Raw genomic sequence first — 25,208 nt, 5'->3', positions numbered from 1 at the left:
CCATTAGCCGAAACGGTCGGGGCGACGCGCGAAAGAAAGGGCCTTCGCGCGTTGTCCGCACCGGCCGTGGCGTCCCACCGCGGGACAACGCAAAAGAACAACCGCAAGAACGCAATTCCCGGAGCCGGCCCGAGGGATCGGATCACTCCGTCACGCGGCTCATCTTGATCGCCCGCATGGGGCACGCGTGCGCGGCGGCCTCGACCAGCGGGGTCTGGGAGGCCTCCGGGTTCTTCGCGTACCGCAGCCGACCGTCCTCCAGCAGCCGGAACACCTTCGGCGCCTGGGACGCGCAGATCCCGTAGTGGTGGCACCGCTGGTGGTCCACGCTGACGGCGATCTTGTCCTTCACCTCGGTCCGCACGGTCGCGGACTGGGGGTTGTCCGGGTCGACCACCGGCGCGGGTTCGTCGGGCGCGGGGGAGTTGTCGACGACAACGTGGGGCGTGTCGACCAGGCCGATCTTGGCCAGCGGCTCGGGCGGAAGGAAGCGCAGCACCGTGAGGGTGATCGCGGGCGCGAGCAGCGTGATCCCGCCCAGCCACAGCGTGGACACCGAGCCGTTGGCCGCCGCGCCGAGCCACGAGTGCATGGCCACGAGCCACACGCCGACGTAGGAGAAGCGGTGGAAGTTGACCCACTGCGAGGTCTCCAGAACGCGGTGCAGGCCCGCGGTCACGGCGACGGCGATCATGAGTTCCAGTCCGACGATGCCGAGCGCGTGGCGGGCGAGGCCGCCGTCGACGAACGGCAGGAGCACCTGGAGGAAACCGAGGCCGCCCGAGTCGAGGAGCAGGAACGCGAGCGCGTGCGTGAGGCCGGTCGCGAGGGTGAACGTCGCCAGCACGATGTGGCCACCGCGCAGCGCCTGTCTACCCGTCAACCGGTGCACCCAGCCGGTGGCCGTGAGCACGCCCCAGCACAGCGTCAGGCACATCGCGACGTAGGCCATTCGCGCGGAGAGGGCCGAGACGGCCCGCACACCCGCGTCGTATGAGGTGGCCGCTACAACCGTTTGCACGATGTGAGCGTTCATAACATTTCCCCCGACAAGGTCTAGATCGTTTTAGCGTGCGGCCCGATAAGTACTACGAACCGGCGTCGGAGTGGTTCGATCAAGTAGTCTATCCTGCACGTGATCTGCATCACAGTTCACTTGCGTAACTCCCTTCGAAGTCCGGCGTTACCCCCTAGAAGTCTGTCGTGGTCTTTCCGAAAGATACTGTACCGAAGTTTTTATCAGAGATTTGGATTGCCATCTAGCGTGCCGTACGATCCTGTTGTATCAATTAGATCGCAGGTGCGCTTCCGGTCGCCGAAACGAGACTGGCGCGTCCCATCCGCCGCTAGGACTCCGGGAGGTTGGTTTCTCCATGAATGCGCTGGGCGGAGCCTTGGCGGATCATCGTCGCCACGTCACCACTCGTACGTCCAAAAAGCACGCCGAAGAGCTGGTCACCGAGCTGTACGGACAGTTCAGAGGAGCGTTGTTCGCCCACGTCCTCGGACTCACGGGCCATGATCGCCAATGGACCGAAGACGTGGTGCAGGAGACGTTGATCAGGGCGTGGCAGAACTCCGAGAATCTTGTCCGGGATCCGCGCATGTTGCGGGGATGGCTACTGACAGTGGCTCGTCGGATCGTGATCGACGGGTGGCGCACGCGTCAGGCCAGGCCCCAGGAGGTGGAGTTGACCTCGCCGGACAGCATGGAAGCGCCGGATGAGACGGACCAGGCCCTCTCACTCATGGTGATCACCCAGGTGATCGGCAGGCTGGGCGAGGAACACCGCGCCGCGATCTATGAAACGTACGTGCGCGGTCGGACGATCAAAGAGGCCGCTCTCGCGCTCGGGATTCCCGAGGGCACGGTCAAGTCCCGGCTGTACAAGGCGATGCAGATTCTTCGCGGCGCACTGCGCGAGCGAAGCTGACACAGAGGGGCGAGGCCGATGTCGTCACATTCCGACGTCGCCGCGTACATGCTCGGCGTCCTCGACGAGGGCGCCGAGCTTGCTTTTAACGAGCATCTGTCCCGTTGTGCAAGGTGCCAGTGTGAACTTGTCGAATTTCAGACAATTCCACTGGTGTTGTCACAGGCGGATCAATTCGGCCTTTTGGCGCGGCAAATTCCCGCCCCGGCCCATTCGACAAGGCGGCGGTTCGGCGACTGCGGTGTGCCGGTGCGCGGTCTCCTGCTCATCGCGGCGAGCCTGCTGCTCGTGGCCGTGGTGGCGGTGCTGGCCATCTCCGGGGTGCTCCCGGCCGACAACCACCTCTCCCACGCCTCGTCGGTGCTCCTGCCGTGGGTCTGACCCACCGTCCGATCGCGCCGTACCGCCGATCGGCCTACAACGTCCAGGGGTCCAGTCTCGCTCAACGGGACTGCCACGTCTCTACGGTGGGTACCGAAGGAAATTCAGGTCCGTGCCGGTGCGGGCTCTCGGTACCGAAGGACGACCGGAACGCTCGGTCTGGACACATGCCATACGGTGGTGCTCCCCGCTCCCACGGCCTCGCGTGCACCCTGCCAGGCGCCGCAGATCGGAGCCCCGCGTGACCTCCCCAGTGCCCGCATGGGTGGTGCACAGACCCGTGCTCGTGCCGTCGGCCCGACCGGTCTGCCACGGCCGCGAGGCCGAACTGCGCACCATGCGGGCGCTGCTGGCGAGGGTGGCCGTCGGGCGCTCGGCGATCGTGACGATGACCGGCGAGCTGGGAGTCGGGAAGTCCGTCCTGCTGGAGACCACCGCCGAACTCGCCAGGAGCATGGGGTTCGCCGTCGCCGTGGGCCACGGGGCCCGGCTGGAGACGCACCTCGACGGCGGGGTCATCCGCCAGCTCGCCGACGACCTCGGAGGCCAGGACGTCGACCTCCGCCCCGACCGGGTCTCGTCGCTGGAGGCCTTCTACCGGCTGGTCCGCCAGGCCGCGGAGAAGAGACCGGTGCTGATCGTCGTGGACGACATCCACGTGACCGACATCTGGTCGATGCGGTCCATGGCCTACCTCCGCCGCCGCACCACCGACCAGCCCGTCCTGATCATGCTCGGCTCCACCACCGGCCACCCGCCCGCGGGCGAGGTGTCGTTGCAGGAGTTGACCGGCACGAGCGCCGAGACCGTCGTCCTGGGTGGACTCGGCGTCCACGGCGTCGCCGAACTCCTCAAGGAGGCGGTGTCCGCCCCGGTCCACGCGGACCTCGTCACCGCGTCCCTCGACGTCACCAAGGGCAACCCGTTCCTGCTGCACTGCATGCTCGGCGCGCTGCGCGCCCGCTTCGGCGGCGAGATCGGCGCGGTCACCCCGGACGAGGTGCGCGAGGTGGGCGCCCCCGACCTCGGCGAGCAGCTGCGCGTCCGCCTGCGACCGCTGCCCGGCTGCGCCGAGATCGTGCGCGCGGTGGCCGTCCTCGGCGACGAGGCCTCGGTGAACATGATCGCCGCGATGTCCGGAGTGGACCACGCCCAGGCGTTGCGCGGCATGGACTCGTTGGTGCGCTTGAGGATCCTGGACAACAGCCACGCGGTGTCCTTTCGACACCCGTTCGTCCGCAACTCCGTCCTCCAGGACCTGCCGGTCGCCACCCGCGCCGCCGACCACGCCCGCGCCGCCCGGCTCCTCGCCGACGCGGACGCGCCGAACGCGCGGATCGCCGCCCACCTCCTGGAGGCCCGCGGCATCCGCATCGCGTGGGGGCTCGACGTGCTCCGCCACGCCGCCCGCGCCGCCGCCCACGACGGCAGGCTCGCCTTGGCGGCGGACCTCCTCGACCGCGTGCTGGCCGAACCGCTCGGCTCGGACGACCGCCTGGCCGTGCAGCTGGAACTGGTCCACGTGGACTTCCTCGGCGACTCGGCCAAGGGCATGGCCCGCCTCCGCGAGGCGCTCGCGCACGCCGACGACGTCCGCTCGGCCGTCGGCCAGGCCGTGACCATGCTGCTGCGCGCGTGCACCGCCCACGAGGCCCGCCTGGCCCTCTCCATCGGCCTCCAGGTGCAGTCCCGGCTCAGCTCGCAGGAGAAGGACGAGCTCTGGGAGCTGCGCGCCATCTGCTACCTGGTCGCGGCGGGCAACGACCTCGGCCTCGCGCTGCGCGCCAGCCTGTTCACCGACGAGCTGGAGTCGGAGAAGCCCGACGCCCCGAGGCTCCGCCAGCTCCACTCGGTGATCATGTCGCTCGGCCACGCGCTGCGCGGCGACTCCGCGCTCGAAGCCGTCCGGTACGCCGACGAGGCGCTGGCGGGCGACCGCATGGACGTGTTCGTCCAGCCGTTCGTGTTCACCCTGTCGACCTGCTTCCTGGTCGACGCGCCCGAGCTGTCGGACAAGTTCCGCCGGATGATCGGCAGCACCTCCGAACCCCACGACCTGCACCTGCGCAAGGGCACCGTCGTGTCGCTGGCGCACGGCATGGACTTCCTCGCGTCCGGCGAGCTGATCCGGGCCAAGACGTTCCTCAAGTGGCAGATGCGCCTGTTCGAGGAGCTGGGGTCCGTCCAGGACTGCCCCATGGCGATCCTCTGCGCCGCCCGCCTGACCGAGGTGCTGGTCGACCTCGGTCGCGCCGACGAGGCCCGCGACATGCTCGTGCGCAGCGGCTTCACCGGTGAGCTGCCCGAGCTGTTCCAGCACAACCTGGTGCTCTACTCCAGGGGGAAGCTCAAGCTGGCCCTCCACGACGCCGAGGGCGCGCTGGCCGACCTGCTGGAGTGCGGACGGCGGCTCGAGGCGTCGGCGGTCGACAGCCCCGCCGTGATCCCGTGGCGCGCGCTGGCCGTCCGCGCCTACCTGGCGCTGGGGCAGCGCGAGCCCGCCGCGGCGCTGGCCAAGGAGGACCACGAGATGGCCCGGCAGTGGGGGACGCCGCGGGCGCTCGGCACCGCCCTGCTGTCCGTCGGGCTCAGCGCCGACGACGAGGAGGCGGGCACCAGGGCCCTCGTCAAGGCCACCGAGTTCCTCGCCGAGTCCACCGCGAAGCTGCAACTGGCGGAGGCGTTCTTCGAGCTGGGCGCCCACCTGCGCCGTCGAGGCCACCCCGAGCGCGCCATCCCGCACCTGCGGCGGGCGGTGGAGCTGAGCGCGAAGTGCGAGTCCCAGCCCCTCATCCGGCTGGCGGGCGACGAGCTCCGGGCCTGCGAACCCGTCACGGCCGAGGGCACGGTCCACGGCCTCACGAAGCAGGAGACCCGAGTGGCGGGCATGGCGGCGCAGGGGCTGACCAACCGGCAGATAGCCGAGGCCCTCTTCCTCACCCGCCGCACCGTGGAGCTGCACCTGTCCGGCGCCTACCGCAAGCTCGGCATCACCGGCCGCACGGACCTCGCCGAGGCCCTCAGCCAGCACCGGGCGCCGCAGGCCTGAGCCCTACTTGGTCACCGCGGCCAGCGCGTCGACCAGCCCGTGCCCGTAGAACCCGTTGTACTCGGAGTACCCGGTGCAGTAGGCGTCCTGCGCCCCGGTCCCGTTCAGGTCGTAGTCCGCCGGGCACGGCAGCGTCTCGGACTGCGCGTTCAGCATCCGGGTCAGCTGCGGCGCGGTCGCCTCCGGGTGGGTCGACGCCAGCAGCGCCGCCACCCCGGACACGTGCGGGGCCGCCATCGACGTGCCGCACGAGTAGTCGTAGCCCGCGGGCACGGTCGACAGCACGCAGCCGTCGTCGGAGTGCGCCGGCTCCTGCTTGCGGTCGCCGCCCGGAGCCGTCAGGTCCACCGTGCCCAGCCCGTACGAGCTGTAGCCCGCCTTCACCTTGTCCGCGCCCACGGCCGACACCGCCACCACCGACCGCAGCTGCGCGGGCAGCACCAGGCACGTGTTGTCCACCGGGCGCGGCTTCACGTCCTCCGGGGGCGCGTTGGTCGGGCTCTGCGAGTCGCGGCCGGGCTTGCTCAGGTCCATGCCGCCGTTGCCCGCGGCCGCCACGGTCAGCACGCCGCGGCTCGACGAGTAGTCGACCGCCCGCCGCACGGCCTCGTACACGACCTTCTGGCCCACCTGGTTCTGGCAGGTGAACACCCACGGGTCGATGAAGTAGCTGTTGTTCGTGATGGTCATCCCGTGCACGGCCGCCCACATGAAGCCGCACACCGCGTACTCGGGGTAGATGTACCCGTCGTTGTCCACGACCTTCACCGACGCGATCCGCACGCCCGGCGCCACGCCGGTCGTGCCGCGCCCGTCGTCGGCCGCGGCGATGGTGCCCGCCACGTGCGTGCCGTGCGCGGAGGTGGTCGGCGACCAGGCCTCGACCGCCGTGTCGGCCTTCCCGGTGGCCGAGCAGCCCGCCGACAGACCGGGGTCCAGCGCGCCGACCAGGTCCGGGTGGGTCGGGTCGATGCCGGAGTCCAGCACGCCGACGACCACGTCGCGGCTGCCGTTGGTGATGGCGTGCGCCTCGGCGGCCTTGATGAGGTCCATGTCCCACTGCTCGACCGTGCGGTCCACGGCCCCCGTGCGCGACGCCTTGCCCAGCTCGGTCTCGTCGACCTTCTTCTTCACCACGGCGCCGGTCTTCTTCGAGATCGCCTCGGCCTGCGCGCTGTACGCCCGGTCAGCGCCCATCCGCTTCCCGAACGTCGGGTCCGGCGAGGTGGCGACGGCGACGGCGATCTGCGGGTAGTAGACGGTCGACGTGCCGCAGGAGGCCGCGATCTCGGCCTCGGCGAGCGGTTGGCTCGTGCCCTCCTCGAAGACGACGAGGTAGCGCAGCGTCGGGCCCGGCTGGACGCAGTTCGCGATCGGCGCGACGTACTGGTCGGGCAACGCGGACGTGGCGGCCGCGGCCACCGTGCTTCCGCTCGCGAGCAGCACCGCGCTGACCGCGACCACTCGGGCGCGGCGGAGCAGAGGCACGGGGGACCTCCATCGCTGGGCGGACGTGTTCCACGGCTCGGGGTGACCGTTGTAGGCGGACGGTAACCACGCGGGAGGAACCAGACAACCTCAACGGTCGGAACCCCTCCACGGTACCGTCCCCCTGGAGTAGCAGCCTGGGCCGTTGGGGTGCTCGTGATCCCGACGGCACACCCCGAGGAGCCCACCCTGAGCCGGCAGAACCAGCCAAACAACCCCTCCGCCGCGGCGGTGCAGAAGCTCCGCCTGTGCTACGCCAAGCGCGGCAGGCTGCGCTTCACCTCGCACCGCGACGTGGCGCGCAGCTTCGAACGGGCGCTGCGCCGCGCGGGCGTGCCGATGGCGTACTCCCAGGGCTTCAGCCCGCGGCCGAAGGTGTCCTGGATCGGCGCGTCGCCGACCGGTGTGGCCAGCGAGGCCGAGTACGTCGAGGTGCAGGTCGTGGAGCTGCTCGACGTGGAGAAGCTGCGGGCCGCGCTGGACGAGGCGCTGCCGCCGGGCCTGGACGTGCTGGAGATCGTCGTCTCCTCCGGCGGGAACCTGACCGAGCGCATCGAGGCGAGCGAGTGGCGGGTCGAGCTGGACGGCGTGTCGCCCGCCGAGCTGCGGACTGCCGTAGCCGCGCTGCTCGCCGCGGAATCGGTCGAGGTCGAGCGCGCGACCAAGGACGGGAAGAGGATCATCGACGTCCGGCCGGCCGTGGTGTCGGCCCTGGTGGAGGACCAATCGAGCGACGCAGGCCACGATGCGCCTGATTTGTCACGACCGTGTGGGATACTCGTGACGGTCGTACGGCAGACAACACCTACCGTTCGACCCGATGACGTGCTGAGCGCGCTCCGCGTCGTCGCCGACCTGATTCCGCCGGTGCCCGCGAAGGCGACCCGGATGGCGCAGGGACGGCTCGACGACGATGGTGCACTGGTAGACCCGCTAGCCCAGGACAGGGTGGCGGAGTCCGAGCCGGTGACCGGGGAGCAGGGGCGCCGCTAAGGGTGTCTTCGTTGAGGACCTGCCGGCTGTGCGCCCGTGCTCGAAGAGCGCGGATACCGGTCGGCGTTGGCAAGGATTCCCGCCGCCAGCCGCGGTGGAGAGTGGACTAGAGAGGCCCCTGCGCGGCCGCGTCTTCGACTAGACGCGCCCGGGGGCGGAGGAGCTGCATGTCGAACACGGACAAGCCTGCCGGTAACCCCGGCGGGGATAACGTCACATCCGCACACCCCGAACTGGCGGACCTACCCGCCAAGCTGAGGGTGCACGCGCTGGCGAAGCTGCTGGGCGCCAGCAGCAAGGACGTCGTGGCCGCTCTCGCCGACCTGGGCGAGACGGTGCGCGGGGTCCAGTCCAGCGTGAGCCGGGACGTCGCGCTGAAGGTCGCCGAGAGCCTCCTCGACTGGGACGACGTCGTCTCGGGCGAGGTGGACGTCGAGGTGTACGAGGAGCCCGCCGTCCCGGCCCGCCAGGTCAGGGAGGTGGCCGCGCTCACCCCGCTGTTCGCGCCGCCGTCCGCGGTGTTCATGGCGCCGACCGCGCCCGCCCCCCAGGCCGAGGAGCCCGCTCCCAAGCGGGGCCGCGGCCGGGCGAAGCCGGTCGTCGAGGAGCCCGCCGAGCAGTACGACGACGACGCCGAGCTCGAGTCGGACGCCGACCAGAACGACGCCGCCGACGACGAGTCCGGTGAGGACAGCGACAGCCGTCGCCGTCGTCGCCGCGGCCGCCGTGGCCGTGGCCGCGGCAAGGGCGCCGAGGACAGCGGCGAGGAGAACGAGGGCTCCGAGGAGTCCGAGGAGGAGGACGCCGAGGCGTCCGCCGACCAGGACGACCAGGGGCCCGACGAGGCGGGGGACGGCGGCAGCCGCCGCAGGCGTCGCCGTCGTCGCCGCAAGACCGGCGCCGAGGACGAGCCCGCGATCACCGAGGACGACCCGCCGAACACGGTCGTGCACGTCCGCGAGGTGCGGGAGACCCGCGACGCGCGGGACGACAAGGCCGACTCCGAGGCCGCGCAGAGCGAGGTGCGCAGCATCCGGGGCTCGACCCGCCTGGAGGCCAAGCGCCAGCGCCGCCGCGACGGCCGGGAAGCCGGTCGCCGCCGCGTGCCCGTGCTGTCCGAGGCCGAGTTCCTCGCCCGCCGCGAGGCCGTCGAGCGCACGATGGTCGTCCGCGAGCGCGGCGACCGCACCCAGATCGGTGTCCTGGAGGACGGTGTCCTCGTGGAGCACTTCGTGACCTCGTCCGGCACCGGCTCGCTGGTCGGCAACGTCTACCTCGGCCGGGTGCAGAACGTGCTCCCGAGCATGGAGGCCGCGTTCATCGACATCGGCCGCGGCCGCAACGCCGTGCTGTACGCCGGTGAGGTCGACTGGGACGCCGCCGGTCTCGAGGGCAAGTCCCGCAAGATCGAGCAGGCCCTCTCCAGCGGCGACAGCGTCCTCGTGCAGGTCACGAAGGACCCGGTCGGCCACAAGGGCGCCCGCCTGACCACCCAGATCAGCCTGCCCGGCCGCTTCCTGGTGTACGTGCCCGGCGGCGGCGCGACCGGCATCAGCCGCAAGCTGCCGGACAACGAGCGCAAGCGCCTCAAGGACATCCTCAAGCGCGTCGTCCCCGAGGACGCCGGTGTCATCATCCGCACCGCGTCGGAGGGCATCGCCGAGGACGAGCTGGGCCGCGACGTCACCCGCCTCCAGGCGCAGTGGCAGGTCATCAAGGACAAGGCCGCCACGCCGAAGGCCCAGGCCCCGCAGCTGCTGTACGAGGAGCCGGACCTGCTGGTGAAGGTCGTCCGCGACCTGTTCACCGAGGACTTCTCCGCGCTGATCGTCCAGGGCGCGGACGCCTGGGAGACCATCGACGGTTACGTCCGCCACGTGGCGCCGGACCTCCAGGACCGGCTGCGCAAGCACATCGGCCAGTCCGACGCGTTCGTCGAGCACCGCATCGACGAGCAGCTGCTCAAGGCGCTCGACCGCAAGGTCTGGCTGCCCTCGGGCGGCTACCTGGTCATCGACCGCACCGAGGCGATGACGGTCATCGACGTCAACACGGGCAAGTTCACCGGATCGGGTGGCAACCTCGAGGAGACGGTGACGCGCAACAACCTGGAGTCGGCGGAGGAGATCGTCCGCCAGCTCCGGCTGCGCGACATCGGCGGCATCATCGTCATCGACTTCATCGACATGGTGCTCGAGTCGAACCGCGACCTGGTGCTGCGCCGCCTGACAGAGTGCCTCGGCCGCGACCGCACCCGCCACCAGGTCGCCGAGGTCACCTCGCTCGGCCTCGTGCAGATGACCCGCAAGCGGGTCGGCACGGGCCTGCTGGAGGCCTTCAGCACCACGTGCGAGCACTGCCGCGGGCGTGGCGTGGTCGTGTCGACGGACCCCGTGCACGCGCACGGCGCCCCGGCGCAGGCCCCCGCCGCACCCCAGCAGCAGCAACCGCAACAGCAGCAGCCGAGCCGCAAGTCCCGGCAGCGCAACCGCGGCGGCGAGTCCGCGGAGCAGGTGGAGACCACGCCGGTCGACACCGAGCCCGCGGTCGCCGAGGCCGTCGAGGTCGCACCGTCCACTCCGGACGTTCCCGTGGTGGAACCCGTCGTGGACACGAGCGAGGCGGCCGTGCTGCTCGACCAGGACGCGCAGGCGGCCCAGGACGGCGCCAAGCGCGACCGTCGGGACCGCAACCGGGAACGCCGTCGGGCGCGCCGGGACGCGGGTGCCGCGAAGCAGGTCCAGGAGCCCGTAGGTGATGCTTCTGAGACTGTCGTGGCGACTCCTGTCGAGGCTCCAGCGGTGGTCGAACCGGTTGCGCCGCAACCGGCCCTGAACGGCCACGTGCCCGAGCAGGCCGACCAGTCGCCGCCCGTCGTGGTGGCGCCTCGTCGGCGGACGTCGCGTCGTGCGGCGACCCGCCCCGCGGGCCCGCCCGTCGGCGTGACCGAGGGCTGATAGCGCTTTTCGTCGAAGGGCCCGTGCCGAATTCCGGTGCGGGCCCTTCGGCTTTGTGTGGTGTCGGGCACATCCGGCGGCGTGTCACGGCGGTCCCGATCCCCGTGGATTCACCGTTTTCCGCGTTTCCGTTTCCGGCGCTGACCAGGGGGTACGGGGCTCGAGCACCCCAGTTTGACCTCGCCGTGCACGGACACGTAACCTGGTACACGGCCCGCCGTCCGGTGGGCCCTGTCGTGTGTAGCCCGGCGACTCTGATTCACGTAATGGTGATTCACGAAAGCCTGGGCGCGCACGGCCCCGTCACCGTCGAGTAGCAGGAGACTTCCGTCCTGATGTACGCGATCGTCAAGACTGGCGGCAAGCAGTACAAGGTGGCTGTCGGCGACGTCGTCGAGGTCGAGAAGCTCGAGGGCGCCCCGGGCACTGAGTTCACTTTCCCGGCGCTACTCGTCGTGGACGGCACTGACGTCACCGCAGACGCTGAGGCCCTCGGGAAGATCTCGGTGACCGGCAAGGTCGTCGAGCAGACCAAGGGTCCCAAGATCCGCATCCACAAGTTCAAGAACAAGACCGGCTACCACAAGCGGCAGGGTCACCGTCAGAAGCTGACCCGCGTCGAGGTTACCGGCATCACCGGTAAGTGAGGACCTGACTAGCCATGGCACACAAAAAGGGCGCGTCCAGCTCCCGTAACGGCCGCGACTCCAACGCTCAGTACCTGGGCGTCAAGCGGTTCGGTGGTCAGGTCGTCAAGGCCGGCGAGATCCTGATCCGCCAGCGCGGCACCAAGTTCCACCCCGGTGTGAACGTCGGCCGCGGCAAGGACGACACGCTGTTCGCCCTCGCCCCCGGCGCGGTCGAGTTCGGCACGAAGCGCGGTCGCAAGACCGTCAACATCGTGCCGGTCGAGGCCAAGGTCGCCGCGTAGTCCCGACCTGATTCCCCTGAGCGCCGTGTGTCCGCCAACGCGGACGCACGGCGCTCAGTTTTTTGCCCCCACCTGTTGATCCTTTGGAAGTGAGTTCTCGTGTCCCGGTTCGTCGACCGAGTGGTTATCCACGTCGCCGCTGGCGAGGGTGGCAACGGTTGCGCGTCGGTGCACCGGGAGAAGTTCAAGCCGCTGGGCGGTCCTGACGGCGGCAACGGCGGCAAGGGCGGCGACGTCGTCCTGGTTGTCGACTCGAACGTCCACACGCTGCTGGACTTCCACTTCCGCCCCAACGCCTCCGCCACCAACGGCAAGCAGGGCATGGGCGCCAACCGCGACGGCGCGAACGGCGAGAGCCTCGAACTGCGCGTGCCGGACGGCACCGTGGTCCTCACCGAGGACGGCACGGTCGTCGCCGCCCACGTCGGCGGGGGCACCCCGAAGTACGCCCCGCGCGGCGGCCGCGGCGGCCTGGGCAACGCTCAGCTCGCGTCCAGGGCCCGCAAGGCCCCCGGTTTCGCGCTGCTCGGCGAGCCCGGCGAGAGCGGCGACTTCGTCCTCGAGCTGAAGTCCGTCGCCGACGTGGGCCTGCTCGGCTTCCCGTCCGCGGGCAAGTCGTCGCTGATCTCGGTCCTCTCCGAGGCCAAGCCGAAGATCGCCGACTACCCGTTCACCACCCTGGTCCCGAACCTCGGCGTGATCACCGCGGGCACCACCGTGTTCACCATGGCGGACGTGCCCGGCCTGATCCCCGGCGCCAGCGAGGGCAAGGGCCTCGGCCTGGACTTCCTGCGCCACATCGAGCGCTGCGCGGTCCTCGTGCACGTCGTCGACTGCGCGACGTTCGAGTCGGGTCGCGACCCGCTGTCGGACATCGACGCCCTCGAAGAGGAACTCGCGAAGTACACCCCGTCCCTGGGCGGCGACCTGTCCGACCGGCCGCGCCTGGTGGTGCTGAACAAGATCGACGTGCCCGAGGCCCGTGAACTCGCGGAGCTGGTGCGCGGCGACATCGAGGCCCGCGGCCTGGAGGTCCTGGAGATCTCGACCGCGACCCGCGAGGGCCTGCGCGAGCTGACGTACGCGCTGGGCACGGTCGTCGAGAAGTACCGCGCGACCAAGCCGAAGCAGGAGTCGACCCGGATCGTGCTGCGGCCGACCGCCGTGGACGACGAGGGCTTCACGGTCCACGACGACCCGGAGACCGAGGGCGGCTTCATCGTCCGGGGCGACCGCCCCGAGCGCTGGATCCGGCAGACGGACTTCTCCAACGACGAGGCCGTCGGCTACCTCGCGGACCGCCTCGCCCGCATGGGCGTGGAAGAGGTCCTGATCAAGCGCGGCGCGATGCCCGGCGCCCAGGTCACCATCGGCGACCTGGTGTTCGACTGGGAGCCGACGACGCCCGCGGGCATCGCGATGACCATGACCGGCCGCGGCACCGACCTCCGGCTGGAGAACAACACCCGCATCGGCGCGGGCGAGCGCAAGGCCCTCAAGCGGGCCCGCCGCCTGCCCGGTGTCTACGACGAGGACGACTTCGAGGAGTGATGATCGGCAGCGTGGAGGTCTCGTTGGCCCGCAAGGCGGTGGCCTCGGCCACCAGGGTTGTCGTGAAGGTCGGTTCCTCCTCGCTGACGACGGCCGAGGGCGGCCTGGACCCGTCCCGGCTGGACGCGCTGGTCGACGCCTTGGCCGCCCGTCGCGCGACGGGCAGCCAGATCGTGCTCGTCTCCAGTGGCGCCATCGCCGCAGGCCTGGCCCCCCTTGGCTTGACCCGCCGCCCCAAGGACCTCGCGACCCAGCAGGCCGCCGCCAGCGTCGGCCAGTTGGCCTTGGCCCACGCCTACGGCAACTCCTTCGGCCGCTACGACCTCACCGTCGGCCAGGTCCTGCTGACCGCCGACGACGTGGTCCGCCGCAGCCACTACCGCAACGCCCAACGCACCCTCTCCCGCCTGCTGGCCTTGGGCGTGGTCCCGGTGGTGAACGAGAACGACACGGTCGCCACCGAGGAGATCCGCTTCGGCGACAACGACCGCCTGGCGGCACTGGTGGCCCACCTCATCGGCGCGGACGCCTTGTTCCTCCTCTCGGACGTCGACGCCCTCTACGACGGCGACCCCCGCCTGGCAGACGCCCACCGCATCACCGAGGTAGGCGGCCCCGACGACGTCAACGGCGTCCGAGCAGGCACCGGCGGCGCCTTGGGCACCGGCGGCATGGCCTCCAAACTCGCCGCAGCCACCCTCGCAGCCTCAGCAGGCATCCCCGTCCTCCTAGCAGGCTCAACAGACGCCGCCCGAGCCCTCAGCCCCACCCCGGACGTGGGCACGGCCTTCACCGCCACCGACACCCGCCTCACCGCCCGCCGCTTCTGGCTCGGCTACGCCGCAGACGCCAACGGCACCCTCGTCCTCGACGACGGCGCGGTAGCCGCAGTAGTAGCCCGCAGACGTTCCCTCCTGGCCGCAGGCATCACCGCCGTAGCAGGCACCTTCGAGGCGGGCGACGTAGTCGAACTCTCCACCACCACCGGCCAGGTAGTGGCCAGGGGAGTGGTGGCCTACGACGCCACAGAACTCCCGTCCCTCATCGGCCGCTCCAGCCACGAACTACCCCCAGAACAACGCCGCGAGGTAGTCCACGCAGACGACCTAGTAGCCCTCCACCGCCCCTGACCTCTTCACCCGCCCGGCGACCACACTCGCCTGGCGACCACAGCCGCTCGGCTACCTCGCCTGCCCGGCGACTACACCCGCCCGGCGGCCACATCCGCCCGGCGGCCACATCCGCCCGGCGGCCACATCCGCCTAGCCACCGCACTCGCCTGGTCGCCACACTCGCCCGGCTACCTCACCTGCCCGGCGATCTCGCCTGCCCGGCTACCTCAGCCGCCTAGCCACCGCACTCGCCCGGCGATCTCGCCTGCCGGCGACCACGGCTGCCCAGCCACCACAGCCCAGCCGACTACTGCGACTCGCCGCCCGGCCACCATCGGGATCACCGTTCTGGTCTCGCTTCTCCGGTCTTGCTTCGCTTCGGCCAGTTCTGACCACTCGCCCCCTGCCCCTTGGGAGCGTGGCCGTTTTTGTCGGTGGTGCGTTGTAGCGTTCTGTTTCGGGGGGCCTTGCACGATCGGGGACCCCCGCATCGCCCTGCGCCATCCCCACCAGCGTTTCGAGCGACGCAGGGGAGTGGCGCAGGAGTCATTGGCCAGTCCCCGTTCTCATCCGGCGAGCGCGGCGGCCATGCCCATCGTGTCCTGGTACTCGCGCCAGTGGACGATCTCGCCCCCGCGCGTGCGCAGCACCGCGATGAATGCCGCCGACCCCACCGTCCCGGTGATCGTCGACCTCCCCACCAGCACGTACTCGACCACGATCACGTTGGGATCGGCGGTGTCGTGGATGACGACGTCGCGGCAGTCCTCGATCCGAACCGGCAGCACCTCCCGGCCTGGCTTGGCGAACGCCAGGAACGCGTCACGTCCCTCGAACCGCTTGGGCCGTCCCGGCGCGGCGAACGGCACCTCCACCACGACGTCCTCGGCCCACAGTTCGTCGACGGCTTCCGGATCCTCGATCCAGGCCCGGCGCATCGACTCATACACCTCTCGTGCGGTCATCACGAACCCTCCAGTAAGATGAGCGAAGACTCAGGTTCGCGAAGATAATGAGTCTAGACTCATCTTGTCAACGAAGGGAACGCGATGCGCGCGGACGCCCAGCGCAACCGGGCACGCATCCTGGCCGCCGCCGACGAGGTCTTCGCCGCCAAGGGGGCCTCCGCGTCGACCGAGGAGGTCGCCGCGAAGGCGGGCGTGGCCATCGGCACCGTCTTCCGGCACTTTCCGACCAAGAACGACCTGCTGACCGCGTTGATGAAGGAACTCGTGATCGAGCTGGCCGCCGAGGTCGAATCCCTGGTGCGCCAAGGAGATCCGGCGTCGTCGCTGTTCACGTTCTTCGCCCACCTGGTCGAGCGCGCGGCCTCGCGCAAGACCGTGGTGGAGTTGCTCGGCATCGACATCCAGGTCTCCGACCAGCTCCAACTGCTCCGCGAAGCGGTCGGCATCCTGCTCGACCAGGCTCAGGCGGCGGGAGTGGTCCGGTCGAACGTCCGCCTCGACGAGGTGATGGCGCTGCTCGCGGCCACCAGCCAGGGCGCGCTGCACTCGGGCTGGGACAAGGACCTCCGCGAGCGCACCCTGGAGATCATCTTCACCGGTTTGCGCTCAGCGCAACTCTGACCCCTTGGTCTCCGGCAGCGTGAGGATGACCAGGAACGCGACCAGCGCACCCGCGGCCACGTAGTAGAAGTACACGTCCGACAGACCGCGACCCGCCAGCCACGCGATCACCAGCGGCGCGGTGCCGCCGAACAGCGCCACCGTGAGGTTGTACCAAGCACCGATGCCCAGCCCGCGCAGCTCTGTCGGGAACAGCTCGCTCATCGCCGCGGGCGCGATCGACGTCATCATCGTGTACAGCCCCAGCCCCACGCAGAACACGACCAGTGGTCCGAGCAGCCCCGGCCGGAGCAGCGACGACAGCGGCACGACCAGCACCGCCGTGGCCGCCGACCAGATCAGCAGCTGCGGCTTGCGCCCGAACCGGTCCGACAGCGCCCCCATCGGGTACTGCAACGCGATGAACAGCAGGGTCGCGATCGACAGCGCCAAGAACACGTCGACGGCGTCGACCCCGCGGTTCTTCACCGCGAACGGCGTCAACGCGCTGAAGAACGTGTAGTAGCAGAGGGTCGACAGCATCGTGAAGCCCACGAGCCGTCCCACCGCCTTCGGGTGCTCGCGCAGCGTCGTCAGCAACGGCCGCTTCAGCCGTTCCGCCTTCACCTTGTTCTGCTCGAACTGCTCCGTCTCCGCCAGGGATCGCCGCAACCACAACCCCAACAACCCCAGCGCGCCACCGACGAGGAACGGGATCCGCCACCCGAACGACCCGAGTTGCGTCTTGTCCATCGTCCGCGCGAGCGTGAACCCGATCAGCGACGCGATCAGCACCGCCGTTCCCGTGGAGATGTAGAAGAACGACGAGTACCGCCCACGACGTTCAGCGGGCGCGATCTCCGCCAGGTAGGCGGACGCGTTCGACACCTCACCGCCCAGCGACAACCCCTGCGCGATCCGGGCGAGCAGCAGCAGGATCGGCGCCAGCCACCCCACCTGGTCGTAGGTGGGCAGCAGCGCGATGGCCGTCGACCCGCCAGCCATCAGCACGATGGTCAGGATCATCGCGGGTTTCCGCCCGCGCAGGTCGGCGAACCGACCCAGCAGGTACCCGCCGAGCGGCCGGAAGAAGAACGCCAGCGCGTACGTCGCCAACGTGTTGAGCAGCGCCAGTTCCGCGTTGCCGGACGGGAAGATCGCCGTCGCGAAGTAGATGCTGAACGTCGCGTAGATGGTCCAGTCGTACCACTCGATCGCGTTGCCGATGCTGGCCGCGATGAGCTTCCGCACGGGAAGCCGATGCCTCTGCCGTTCCACCTCCACCATCTTCGGACCATCCCACAAGCCTCCGCACGTGGCCAGGATCCGCCACGCGGGGCTTCGGTCAGGGCGGGCATCGACCCACTCCGACCATCCAGTTCCGAGCCACTCCTCGACGTCCCCACCCACTGTGCTCCGCCGAGCCACAGGACCGTGCTCAGCTCACCAGAAAGTCTCCACCTCCAGCAGTCAGCTCCTCGCGGTGCTCCGCGACCCAGTTGTAGGCCGCCCGGACTTCCTCCACGACCCCCGCCGCGCGCAGCCGTTCACCCGAGGGTCCAGGATCGGCGAGGATTCCGCGCCAACACCGGTCCTGCCACCACAGGACCGTGTCGACCAGTTCACCGTGGTCCACCCAGCCGTACGCGTCGCTGATCACCCGGATGCCGCGCGCCGCCTCAGCGACCTCGGCTCCAGGCCCCAGCGCCAGGTACTGCCAGCAGACGTGCGCCACGTCGTGCACCCGTCGACCGGGCCCGGCCCCGTCCCAGTCGATGAAGGCGACCGGCCGCAACCCCTCGCCCAGGTCCCGGTACACGGTGTTCTTGGGCGAAAGGTCGTTGTGGCACACCACTTCCTGATCGCCCGCCAACCCGGTGGTGAGGTCGTGGAACTCCCGCACCAGCCGGGCGACCCGCGCCAGGCTCTCGTCCGACCCCACCGCGGCGGGCTGATCGGGTTCCCAGGCCACGTGCCCGTCCAGGAACTCCAGCACCTCCCGCCCGCGCGAGTCCACGCCGAGCAGCCGAGGAGCGCCCGGCCACCCGTCGAGGTGATCCAGCAGCCGGTGGACGAACGGGCCCGCCCGCGCTCGTCGCACGGTGTCGCCCACCCGTACGACCTCGTTCACCCACCCACCGGGCAACGGTTGTTCCACCTAGGCCGTCACCGCCAACGCGAACGGCAGCACCGCCGACGCCCCGGCCTTGCGCACGGCTCTCGCCGCGACCGTCATGGTCCAGCCGGTGTCGATCCGGTCGTCGATCAGCAGCACCGGACCCTCCACTGTGGAGAGATCAGGCGCCTGAACCCCGTTCCACAGTCCCGCCAACCGTTGAGCGCTGTTCGCCCGGTGCGTCGCCTCGCCCACCCACACCTGGCCCAGCAACGGCAACCGGCCGATCTCCGAGATGCGCGCACCGAAACTGCCCACCAGTTCCGGGCGGCTTCGCGACCCCACCGTCACGACTCCGACCGGCCGTTCCGCCCAGCCCCACGCGCTCAGCACCTTCACGCACGCCTGGAACACGTCGTCCGGGATCGCCTGGTCCTCGGCCGCGAACAACGTCCGCAACCGGTTGCCCCACCCGATGTCGGTCAGTCGCCCCAGAGCCCGCCCCGGCTCCGCCGACTCACCCACCGCGATCTTGCCCGAGAGCGACACGCCGATCGCCGCCATCCCGGTCGGCCACTGCTTGCGCGGAGCCACGTCCACCCCAGGTCGTAGCAACCGTTCCCGCGCCACCGTCGCCGCACCCGACGATACCTCAGTGGACGGACGTTCGCCTGTGCAGTTGTCGCACCGTCCACACGGGCTCGCGTGCGGATCGTCCAACTGCCGCAACAAGAACTCCATGCGGCATCCCGTCGTGCTCAGGTAGTCGAGCACCGCCTGCTGCTCGACCGCCCGCGCCTCGCCGATGCGGTCGTACCGCTCGCCGTCGTACGTCCACGGCTGCCCGGTCGACTCCCACCCGCCGCGCACCCGCTTCACCGCGCCGTCGACGTCGAGCACCTTCAGCACGACCTCCAGCCGCGTGCGCGACAGTTCCACCATCGGCTCCAGCGCCGCCGTCGACACCACCCGCCCGGCGTCGGCCAACGCGTCGAGCACCTGCCGCACGATCCGCTCCGGCGGGAACGCCAGCGACGCGAAGTACGCCCAGATGTCCTTGTCCTCCGGGCCGGGCAGCAGCAGCACCTCGGCCCGTTCCACACCACGGCCCGCACGGCCGATCTGCTGGTAGTAGGCGATGGGGGAGGGCGGCGCGCCGAGGTGCACCACGAACCCCAGGTCCGGCTTGTCGAACCCCATGCCCAGTGCGGACGTCGCCACCAGCGCCTTCACCCGGTTCGCGAGCAGGTCCTCCTCCGCCCGCTGCCGTTCGGCCGGATCGGTCCGGCCCGAGTACGCCGCCACCTCGTACCCGCGTTCCCGCAGGAACGCCGCCACGTCGTCCGCCGCCGCCACGGTCAGCGTGTAGATGATCCCGGACCCCGGCAGCTCCGCCAGCCGCTCGCCGAGCCACCCCAGCCTCGCCTCGGCCGTCGGCAGCCGCACCGCCGACAGCCGCAGGCTCTCCCGGTCCAGCGGCCCGCGCAGCACCAGCGCGTCCGACCCCGAGCCGAGCCCCAACTGCTCCGCCACGTCCCGCACCACGCGGTTGTTCGCCGTCGCCGTCGTCGCCAGCACCGGCACCCCCGGCGGCAACTCCGTCAACAACGTCCGCAGCCGCCGGTAGTCCGGCCGGAAGTCGTGGCCCCAGTCGGAGATGCAGTGCGCCTCGTCCACCACCAGCAACCCGGCCGACGCCGTCAGCGACGGCAGCACCGTGTCCCGGAAGTCCGGGTTGTTCAACCGCTCCGGCGACACGAGCAGCACGTCGACGTCGCCCGCCGCGACCTCGTCCTGCACCCGCGTCCACTCGTCCGTGTTCGCCGAGTTGATCGTCGCCGCCCGCACACCGGCCCGCGCCGCCGCGTCCACCTGGTTGCGCATCAACGCAAGCAACGGCGACACGATCACCGTCGGACCCTCGCCCAGTTCCCGCAGCAGCGCCGTCGCGATGAAGTACACGGCCGACTTGCCCCACCCCGTGCGCTGCACGACCAGCGCTCTCCGCCGCTGCGCCACCAGCGCGTGGATGGCTGTCCACTGGTCGTCGCGCAGCACCGCGTCCGGACCGGCGAGGGCCCGGAGTCGCTCGTCGGCCATCTCCCGGAGGGCGAGTTCGTCCATGCGCCAACCATTGCACGAGACACCGACAGAAACTGATTTCAGGATCCGGGATACCCATAAGCTATCGAGGGACAAATGGACCTAAGCTGGACATCGTGACCGCTGAACTGCGCGAAGAGGTGCACGCCGCCGCCCGTCGAGCCCGTGTCGCCTCCGAGGAACTCGTACTCGCGACCCGCGAACGCAAGGACGCGGCGCTGCGCGAGATGGCCGCCGCCCTGCGCGAGCGGTCCGAGGAGATCCTCAAGGCCAACACCGCCGACCTCGAAGCCGGTCGTGCCGCGGGCCTCACCGAGAACATGCTCGACCGCCTCGCCCTCACCGAAGCCCGTGTGAACGGCGTGGCGGACGGCCTGCTGACGGTCGCGGGCCTGCCGGACCCGGTGGGCGAGGTGCTGCGCGGCGGCCTGCTCCCGAACGGCCTGGACATGCGCCAGGTGCGCGTCCCGCTCGGTGTCGTCGGCATGGTCTACGAAGCCCGCCCGAACGTGACCGTGGACGCCGCGGGCCTCGCGCTGAAGTCCGGCAACGCGGCGCTGCTGCGCGGGTCGTCGTCCGCGGAGAACTCGAACACCGCGCTCGTCGGCGTGCTGCGCGACGCGCTGGAGGCGGTCGGCCTGCCCGCGGACTGCGTGCAGCTGCTGCCGTGCCACGACCGGGCGTCGGTCAACTACCTCATCACCGCGCGCGGCCTCGTGGACCTGGTCATCCCCCGCGGCGGCGCAGGCCTCATCTCCACGGTCGTCGCCAACGCCACCGTGCCCACCATCGAGACCGGCGTCGGCAACTGCCACGTGTACGTGGACGCCTCGGCGGACCTCGACGACGCCGAGCGGATCGTGCTCAACTCCAAGACCCGCCGCACGAGCGTGTGCAACGCGGCCGAGTCGCTGCTGGTGCACGCGGACATCGCGGACGTGTTCGTGCCGCGCGTCGCCGAGGCCCTGCACGCCGCGGGCGTCACGGTGCACGCCGACCCCGTGTTCGCGGACCTGTCCGGCACCGAGGTCGTGCCCGCGACGAGCGACGACTGGGACGTCGAGTACCTGTCGATGGACATCGCGGCCAAGGTCGTCGGCACGATCGACGAGGCCATCGCGCACATCAACGAGCACGGCTCCGGCCACACCGAGGCCATCGTGACCTCCGACGTGAAGGCCGCGCGGCGCTTCACCACCCGCGTGGACGCGGCCGCGGTGATGGTGAACGCCTCGACCGGGTTCACCGACGGCGCCGAGTTCGGCATGGGCGCGGAGATCGGCATCTCCACCCAGAAGCTGCACGCCCGCGGGCCGATGGGCCTCGCCGAGCTGACCTCCACCAAATGGGTCGTCTGGGGCGAGGGGCACATCCGGCCGACGTCGTGACAGCGGAACCCGTTCGCCGCCGGGACTCGGCGGCGACCCGCGCCGCGCTGCTCGACGCCGCGACGACGTTGTTCGCCGAGCGCGGCTTCGACCGCACGACGGTGCGGGACATCGCCGCGGCGGCGGGCGTGAACCAGGCGCTGCTGTTCCGCTACTTCGGCAGCAAGGACGCGCTGTACGCGGCCGTCATGGCCAACCGGGGCCGGGAGCTGCTGGAGGCCGAGGATCCCGAGCGTCTGGTGAAGACGGTGCTGCGGCGGATGCTGGAGGAGGCGCCGAGGCCCGTGGACCACCTGCTGTTCACGGCGTTGCGCTCCGAGGGCATCGACAGCGCCGCCGCGGCCATCCGCAAGGAGCTGGGCGACGACTACATCCGTGCGTTGAGCACGTTGACCGACGCCGAGGACGGCGACCTGCGGGCCGAGCTGGTGCTCGCGTGGGTGATCGGCATCAGCATGGTGCGCGCCACCTCCGCCAAGGAGCCGCTGCGGAGCGCGAACTCCGAGGAGATCATCCGCCTGGTCCTGCGGGCCGCCGGGACGCTGCTGGAGCGTACGGAGCAGTAGTACTCACCGAGATGGCTCGTTGACGGTCCGTAGTGGTCTCTCTAGGGTCGAAGAATGTAAGCGGACGCTTACTTCCTTCGGGTTTGGAGCGCGCATGACCACGAGGTCCTATCCCTTCAGCGAGGCCGAGCAGCTTCGCATGGACCCGACCTACTTACAGCTCCAGGAGACGGAACCCGTCTCCTGGGTGCGGATGCCCTTCGGGGGCGAAGGCTGGCTCGCGACCGGGTACCAGGAGGTCAAGACCGTTCTCGGCGACCCGAGGTTCAGCCGTGCTGCCACGTCCGGCAAGGACGTGCCGCGCACCTCACCGAGGATCGAGAGCGACTCGAGCATCCTCTCGCTCGACCCGCCGGACCACGGTCGGCTGCGCAAGCTGGTCGCGAAGGCGTTCACCGCGCGCCGGATCGAGCTGCTGCGGGAGCGGGCGCAGGAGATCGTGGACGGCGCGCTCGACGCCGTGGAGGCCCAGGGGCCGCCCGCCGACCTGGTCTCGACGCTCAACATGCCGCTGCCGATCACGATCATCTGCGACATGCTCGGCGTGCCGGAGGACGAGCGGGTCGGGTTCCAGGGCTGGACCGACGTGCTGCTCGGCTACGGCGCGTTCACCGCCGAGGAGATCGGCGACGCGATGAACAGCCTGATGGGCTACATCGCGGCCATGGTCGCCGAACGGCGCCGCGTCCCGCACGACGACATGCTCGGCGTGCTGGTGGAGGCTCGCGACGGCGAGGACCGGCTCAGCGAGCAGGAGCTGGTCACGTTCGGCGTGACGCTGCTGGTCGCCGGGCACGAGACGACCGCGAACATGCTCGGCAACATCGTCTACACGCTGTTCGACCGGCCCGAGCTGCTCAAGTCGTTGCGCGAGGAGCCCGACCTCCTGCCCGCCGCCGTCGAGGAGCTGGTCCGCTTCATCCCGCTGGGATCGGTGGTGGCGGTGCCGCGGATGGCCTTGGAGGACGTGGAACTCGGCGGCGTCACGGTCCGCGCGGGGGAGTCGGTGCTGGTCAGCATGATGGCGGCCAACCGCGACCCGTCGGTGTTCGCCGACGCGGGCGAGGTCGACTTCCACCGGGAGAACAACCCGCACGTCGCGTTCGGCCACGGCGTCCACCACTGCCTCGGCGCGCCGCTCGCGCGGATGGAACTCCAGGTCGCGATCGGCACGCTGTTCCGCCGGTTCCCGACGCTGGAGCTCGCCGTGCCCGTCGCGGACGTGCCGTTCAAGCGCGGCAGGCTCATCCGCGGTCCGCTGGAACTTCCGGTCACCTGGTAGTCGTTCGTTGACCGAGCGTGAGTGTAAGCCTATCGTCGGCGGATGTAAGCAAATGCTTACATGGCGCTTTGGGAGGAGTGCGGGGGCATGACGACGAGTCAGGAACCCAGGAACTACCCGTTCGGCGAAGCACACCGGCTGGACCTGGACCCGGCCTACGAGGAGCTGCGCCGGACCGAGCCGGTCGCGCGGGTCCGGCTGCCCTACGGCGGCGACGCGTGGCTGGTCACGAAGTACGAGGACGTGAAGGCGGTGTTCGGCGACCTGCGCTTCAGCCGGGCCGCGGTGCTGGGGAAGGACGTGCCCAGGGCGGTCCCGAACATCCAGGAGCGATCGTCGATCCTGAGCATGGACCCGCCGGAGCACGGTCGGCTGCGCAAGCTGGTTGCCAAGGGCTTCACCATGCGGAGGACCGAACAGCTCCGCGAGCGGGCCCAGGAGATCGTGGACGGGCTGCTCGACGACATGGAGAAGAACGGCGCGCCCGCCGACCTCGTCGAGGCGCTCGACATGCCGCTGCCGATCACGATCATCTGCGAGATGCTCGGCGTGCCCTACGACGACCGGCGCGAGTTCCGCGACTGGTCGGACCGGGCGCTGGCGGTCACCGCGTTCACGCCGGAGGAGATCCAGGGCGGGTTCGAGAGCCTCCAGACCTACATCGCGGGCCTGGTGGCCGAACGCCGCAAGTCGCCGACCGACGACGTGCTCGGCACGCTCGTGACGGCCCGCGACGAGGGCGATCGGCTCTCCGAGGAGGAACTGGTCAACTTCGGCGTGACGCTGCTGGTCGCGGGCCACGAGACCACGGCAAACCAGCTCGGCAACTTCATGTACACGCTGCTGTCCAACCCCGAACGGCTCGCCGAGCTGCGGGCCGACCCGGACCTGGTGCCCGCGGCGGTGGAGGAGCTGCTGCGCATCACGCCCCTCGGCGGTTCCGCGGGTTTCCCCCGCATCGCCGTCGAGGACGTCGAGCTCAGCGGCGTGACGATCAAGGCGGGCGACGCGGTGTTCACCGGCCAGGCGGGCAACCGCGACCCCGAGGTCTTCCCCAACCCGAACGAGATCGACTTCCACCGGGAGGGCAACGCCCACATCGCGTTCGGCCACGGCGTGCACCACTGCGTCGGCGCCCCGCTGGCGCGGATGGAGCTCCAGGTCGCCATCGGCACGCTCCTGCGCAGGTTCCCCGCACTGGAACTCGCAGTCCCCGCGGACCAGGTGCCGTTCAAGAAGGGCAGGCTGGTGCGCGGCCCGAAGGAACTCCCGGTGAGGTGGTAGTCCCATGAGCAAGTGGCAGGTCCAGGTCGACCGCGAGGCGTGCATCGGCACGGGGATGTGCGCCGCCAGCGCGGCGGCGTACTTCACGCTGGAGAACGGCAAGTCGACGGCGGCCCAGGACTTCATCGAGCCCGACGAGCTGGTGGTCGACGCGGCCGAGTCCTGTCCGATGGAGGCGATCCTGGTCCGCGACGGTGACGGTGTGGTGATCGCTCCGGAGGTGTGATCCCGAAGCGGTGAAAAAAGTGAGTCCGTTCGGCGTCATGGCCACGGAGCGGGGTCGTCCCCTGGGCACGCGGCTCCGCTTCGGGGTGGGCCGCGTGGACCGGAGGCGGCCCACTCCCCCAAGGCCGCGGACGGGGAGTCCGACGTGGGCGGGGGGGGGGGGCCCGGCGCGGGCGCGCCCCCGCCCCCCCGCGCCGCCGCGTGCCGCTCCAGGAATAATCCGGGGCGACCGCAGGGGTGGTGTGGGGCGATGGAAGCCGGGCCGCAACCGGCCCACGCC

21 protein-coding genes are annotated in these 25,208 nt (G+C 70.4%); 15 read left to right on the top strand and 6 right to left on the bottom strand.

What is annotated here, in order from left to right; genetic code table 11:
• Positions 1 to 142: 142 nt before the first annotated feature.
• Positions 143 to 1,021: a ferredoxin gene (locus ACFWW9_RS34315; protein ID WP_390386334.1), complete on the bottom strand. Its 879-nt coding sequence runs from the start codon at positions 1,019 to 1,021 to the stop codon at positions 143 to 145.
• Between the two features lie 352 nt (positions 1,022 to 1,373).
• Between ACFWW9_RS34315 and ACFWW9_RS34310 the strand changes: the two genes are divergently transcribed.
• From ACFWW9_RS34310 to ACFWW9_RS34300, 3 genes are all read left to right on the top strand, one after another.
• Positions 1,374 to 1,934, top strand: a complete 561-nt coding sequence (locus ACFWW9_RS34310; RefSeq protein WP_390386332.1) for a sigma-70 family RNA polymerase sigma factor — start codon at positions 1,374 to 1,376, stop codon at positions 1,932 to 1,934.
• 249 nt (positions 1,935 to 2,183) lie between these two features.
• Entirely contained in the window at positions 2,184 to 2,315 is a 132-nt protein-coding gene (locus tag ACFWW9_RS34305; RefSeq protein WP_390386330.1) for a hypothetical protein, read from the top strand.
• Between the two features lie 241 nt (positions 2,316 to 2,556).
• Positions 2,557 to 5,364 carry a BREX system ATP-binding domain-containing protein gene (locus ACFWW9_RS34300; protein WP_390386328.1) on the top strand — a complete coding sequence of 936 codons (2,808 nt, stop codon included), beginning with the start codon at positions 2,557 to 2,559 and terminating at the stop codon, positions 5,362 to 5,364.
• Positions 5,365 to 5,367: 3 nt separating this feature from the next.
• On the opposite strand, the gene ACFWW9_RS34295 is transcribed toward ACFWW9_RS34300, so the two are convergent.
• Positions 5,368 to 6,852: a S8 family serine peptidase gene (locus ACFWW9_RS34295; protein WP_390386326.1), complete on the bottom strand. Its 1,485-nt coding sequence runs from the start codon at positions 6,850 to 6,852 to the stop codon at positions 5,368 to 5,370.
• Between the two features lie 231 nt (positions 6,853 to 7,083).
• Here ACFWW9_RS34295 and ACFWW9_RS34290 point away from each other — a divergent pair, with 231 nt between their 5' ends.
• The 6 genes from ACFWW9_RS34290 (at position 7,084) to proB (ending at position 14,414) form a co-directional block, all read left to right on the top strand.
• On the top strand, positions 7,084 to 7,845 hold the full coding sequence (locus ACFWW9_RS34290; protein ID WP_390386325.1) for a TIGR03936 family radical SAM-associated protein: 762 nt from the start codon (positions 7,084 to 7,086) through the stop codon (positions 7,843 to 7,845).
• Between the two features lie 167 nt (positions 7,846 to 8,012).
• Entirely contained in the window at positions 8,013 to 10,802 is a 2,790-nt protein-coding gene (locus tag ACFWW9_RS34285) for a translation initiation factor IF-2 N-terminal domain-containing protein (RefSeq protein WP_390386323.1), read from the top strand.
• A gap of 335 nt (positions 10,803 to 11,137) precedes the next feature.
• Positions 11,138 to 11,449 carry a 50S ribosomal protein L21 gene (rplU, locus tag ACFWW9_RS34280; protein WP_259621775.1) on the top strand — a complete coding sequence of 104 codons (312 nt, stop codon included), beginning with the start codon at positions 11,138 to 11,140 and terminating at the stop codon, positions 11,447 to 11,449.
• A gap of 14 nt (positions 11,450 to 11,463) precedes the next feature.
• A complete protein-coding gene (gene rpmA, locus ACFWW9_RS34275) occupies positions 11,464 to 11,733 on the top strand; it encodes a 50S ribosomal protein L27 (RefSeq protein WP_106192723.1) in 270 nt (89 codons plus the stop codon).
• Positions 11,734 to 11,832: 99 nt separating this feature from the next.
• A complete protein-coding gene (obgE, locus tag ACFWW9_RS34270; protein ID WP_390386321.1) occupies positions 11,833 to 13,284 on the top strand; it encodes a GTPase ObgE in 1,452 nt (483 codons plus the stop codon).
• Entirely contained in the window at positions 13,284 to 14,414 is a 1,131-nt protein-coding gene (proB, locus tag ACFWW9_RS34265; RefSeq protein WP_390386319.1) for a glutamate 5-kinase, read from the top strand. The genes obgE and proB overlap by 1 nt, the downstream gene beginning before the upstream one ends.
• 548 nt (positions 14,415 to 14,962) lie before the next feature.
• On the opposite strand, the gene ACFWW9_RS34260 is transcribed toward proB, so the two are convergent.
• Positions 14,963 to 15,334 carry a nuclear transport factor 2 family protein gene (locus ACFWW9_RS34260; protein ID WP_390386318.1) on the bottom strand — a complete coding sequence of 124 codons (372 nt, stop codon included), beginning with the start codon at positions 15,332 to 15,334 and terminating at the stop codon, positions 14,963 to 14,965.
• Between the two features lie 111 nt (positions 15,335 to 15,445).
• On the opposite strand from ACFWW9_RS34260, the gene ACFWW9_RS34255 reads away from it, so the two are divergent.
• Positions 15,446 to 15,985, top strand: a complete 540-nt coding sequence (locus ACFWW9_RS34255) for a TetR/AcrR family transcriptional regulator (RefSeq protein WP_390386316.1) — start codon at positions 15,446 to 15,448, stop codon at positions 15,983 to 15,985.
• Here the strand turns inward: ACFWW9_RS34255 and ACFWW9_RS34250 are convergent.
• From ACFWW9_RS34250 to ACFWW9_RS34240, 3 genes are all read right to left on the bottom strand, one after another.
• Positions 15,971 to 17,251, bottom strand: a complete 1,281-nt coding sequence (locus ACFWW9_RS34250) for an MFS transporter (RefSeq protein ID WP_390386315.1) — start codon at positions 17,249 to 17,251, stop codon at positions 15,971 to 15,973. The two genes, ACFWW9_RS34255 and ACFWW9_RS34250, sit on opposite strands and share 15 nt — an antisense overlap.
• Before the next feature lie 151 nt (positions 17,252 to 17,402).
• Entirely contained in the window at positions 17,403 to 18,095 is a 693-nt protein-coding gene (locus ACFWW9_RS34245) for a phosphotransferase (RefSeq protein WP_390386314.1), read from the bottom strand.
• A 27-nt stretch (positions 18,096 to 18,122) separates the two neighbouring features.
• On the bottom strand, positions 18,123 to 20,204 hold the full coding sequence (locus tag ACFWW9_RS34240) for a RecQ family ATP-dependent DNA helicase (RefSeq protein ID WP_390386313.1): 2,082 nt from the start codon (positions 20,202 to 20,204) through the stop codon (positions 18,123 to 18,125).
• 95 nt (positions 20,205 to 20,299) lie between these two features.
• On the opposite strand from ACFWW9_RS34240, the gene ACFWW9_RS34235 reads away from it, so the two are divergent.
• From ACFWW9_RS34235 to ACFWW9_RS34215, 5 genes are all read left to right on the top strand, one after another.
• Positions 20,300 to 21,571: a glutamate-5-semialdehyde dehydrogenase gene (locus tag ACFWW9_RS34235; RefSeq protein ID WP_390386312.1), complete on the top strand. Its 1,272-nt coding sequence runs from the start codon at positions 20,300 to 20,302 to the stop codon at positions 21,569 to 21,571.
• Positions 21,568 to 22,137, top strand: coding sequence for a TetR/AcrR family transcriptional regulator (locus ACFWW9_RS34230; protein ID WP_390386311.1), 570 nt, complete (start codon positions 21,568 to 21,570; stop codon positions 22,135 to 22,137). The genes ACFWW9_RS34235 and ACFWW9_RS34230 overlap by 4 nt, the downstream gene beginning before the upstream one ends.
• 94 nt (positions 22,138 to 22,231) lie before the next feature.
• A complete protein-coding gene (locus tag ACFWW9_RS34225) occupies positions 22,232 to 23,419 on the top strand; it encodes a cytochrome P450 (protein ID WP_390386310.1) in 1,188 nt (395 codons plus the stop codon).
• Between the two features lie 87 nt (positions 23,420 to 23,506).
• Positions 23,507 to 24,703 (top strand): cytochrome P450, encoded by a 1,197-nt coding sequence (locus ACFWW9_RS34220; protein WP_390386309.1) that lies wholly within the window; start codon positions 23,507 to 23,509, stop codon positions 24,701 to 24,703.
• Positions 24,704 to 24,707: 4 nt separating this feature from the next.
• Positions 24,708 to 24,929: a ferredoxin gene (locus ACFWW9_RS34215; protein WP_390386308.1), complete on the top strand. Its 222-nt coding sequence runs from the start codon at positions 24,708 to 24,710 to the stop codon at positions 24,927 to 24,929.
• The last annotated feature ends 279 nt before the right edge of the window (positions 24,930 to 25,208 follow it).

Source organism: Umezawaea sp. NPDC059074, from assembly GCF_042738955.1.
Classification (GTDB): domain Bacteria; phylum Actinomycetota; class Actinomycetes; order Mycobacteriales; family Pseudonocardiaceae; genus Umezawaea.
Note: the sequence above shows the minus strand (reverse complement) of the source record. Positions and strands in the feature narration are given on the sequence as shown.

Coding starts and splice junctions, on each gene's coding strand:
- ACFWW9_RS34285 (WP_390386323.1), top strand. CDS start 8,013: ATGTCGAACACGGACAAGCCTGCCGGTAACCCCGGCGGGGATAACGTC.
- ACFWW9_RS34260 (WP_390386318.1), bottom strand. CDS start 15,334: ATGCGCCGGGCCTGGATCGAGGATCCGGAAGCCGTCGACGAACTGTGG.
- proB (WP_390386319.1), top strand. CDS start 13,284: ATGATCGGCAGCGTGGAGGTCTCGTTGGCCCGCAAGGCGGTGGCCTCG.
- ACFWW9_RS34250 (WP_390386315.1), bottom strand. CDS start 17,251: ATGGTGGAGGTGGAACGGCAGAGGCATCGGCTTCCCGTGCGGAAGCTC.
- ACFWW9_RS34215 (WP_390386308.1), top strand. CDS start 24,708: ATGAGCAAGTGGCAGGTCCAGGTCGACCGCGAGGCGTGCATCGGCACG.
- ACFWW9_RS34240 (WP_390386313.1), bottom strand. CDS start 20,204: ATGGACGAACTCGCCCTCCGGGAGATGGCCGACGAGCGACTCCGGGCC.
- ACFWW9_RS34310 (WP_390386332.1), top strand. CDS start 1,374: ATGAATGCGCTGGGCGGAGCCTTGGCGGATCATCGTCGCCACGTCACC.
- ACFWW9_RS34225 (WP_390386310.1), top strand. CDS start 22,232: ATGACCACGAGGTCCTATCCCTTCAGCGAGGCCGAGCAGCTTCGCATG.
- rpmA (WP_106192723.1), top strand. CDS start 11,464: ATGGCACACAAAAAGGGCGCGTCCAGCTCCCGTAACGGCCGCGACTCC.
- rplU (WP_259621775.1), top strand. CDS start 11,138: ATGTACGCGATCGTCAAGACTGGCGGCAAGCAGTACAAGGTGGCTGTC.
- ACFWW9_RS34220 (WP_390386309.1), top strand. CDS start 23,507: ATGACGACGAGTCAGGAACCCAGGAACTACCCGTTCGGCGAAGCACAC.
- ACFWW9_RS34255 (WP_390386316.1), top strand. CDS start 15,446: ATGCGCGCGGACGCCCAGCGCAACCGGGCACGCATCCTGGCCGCCGCC.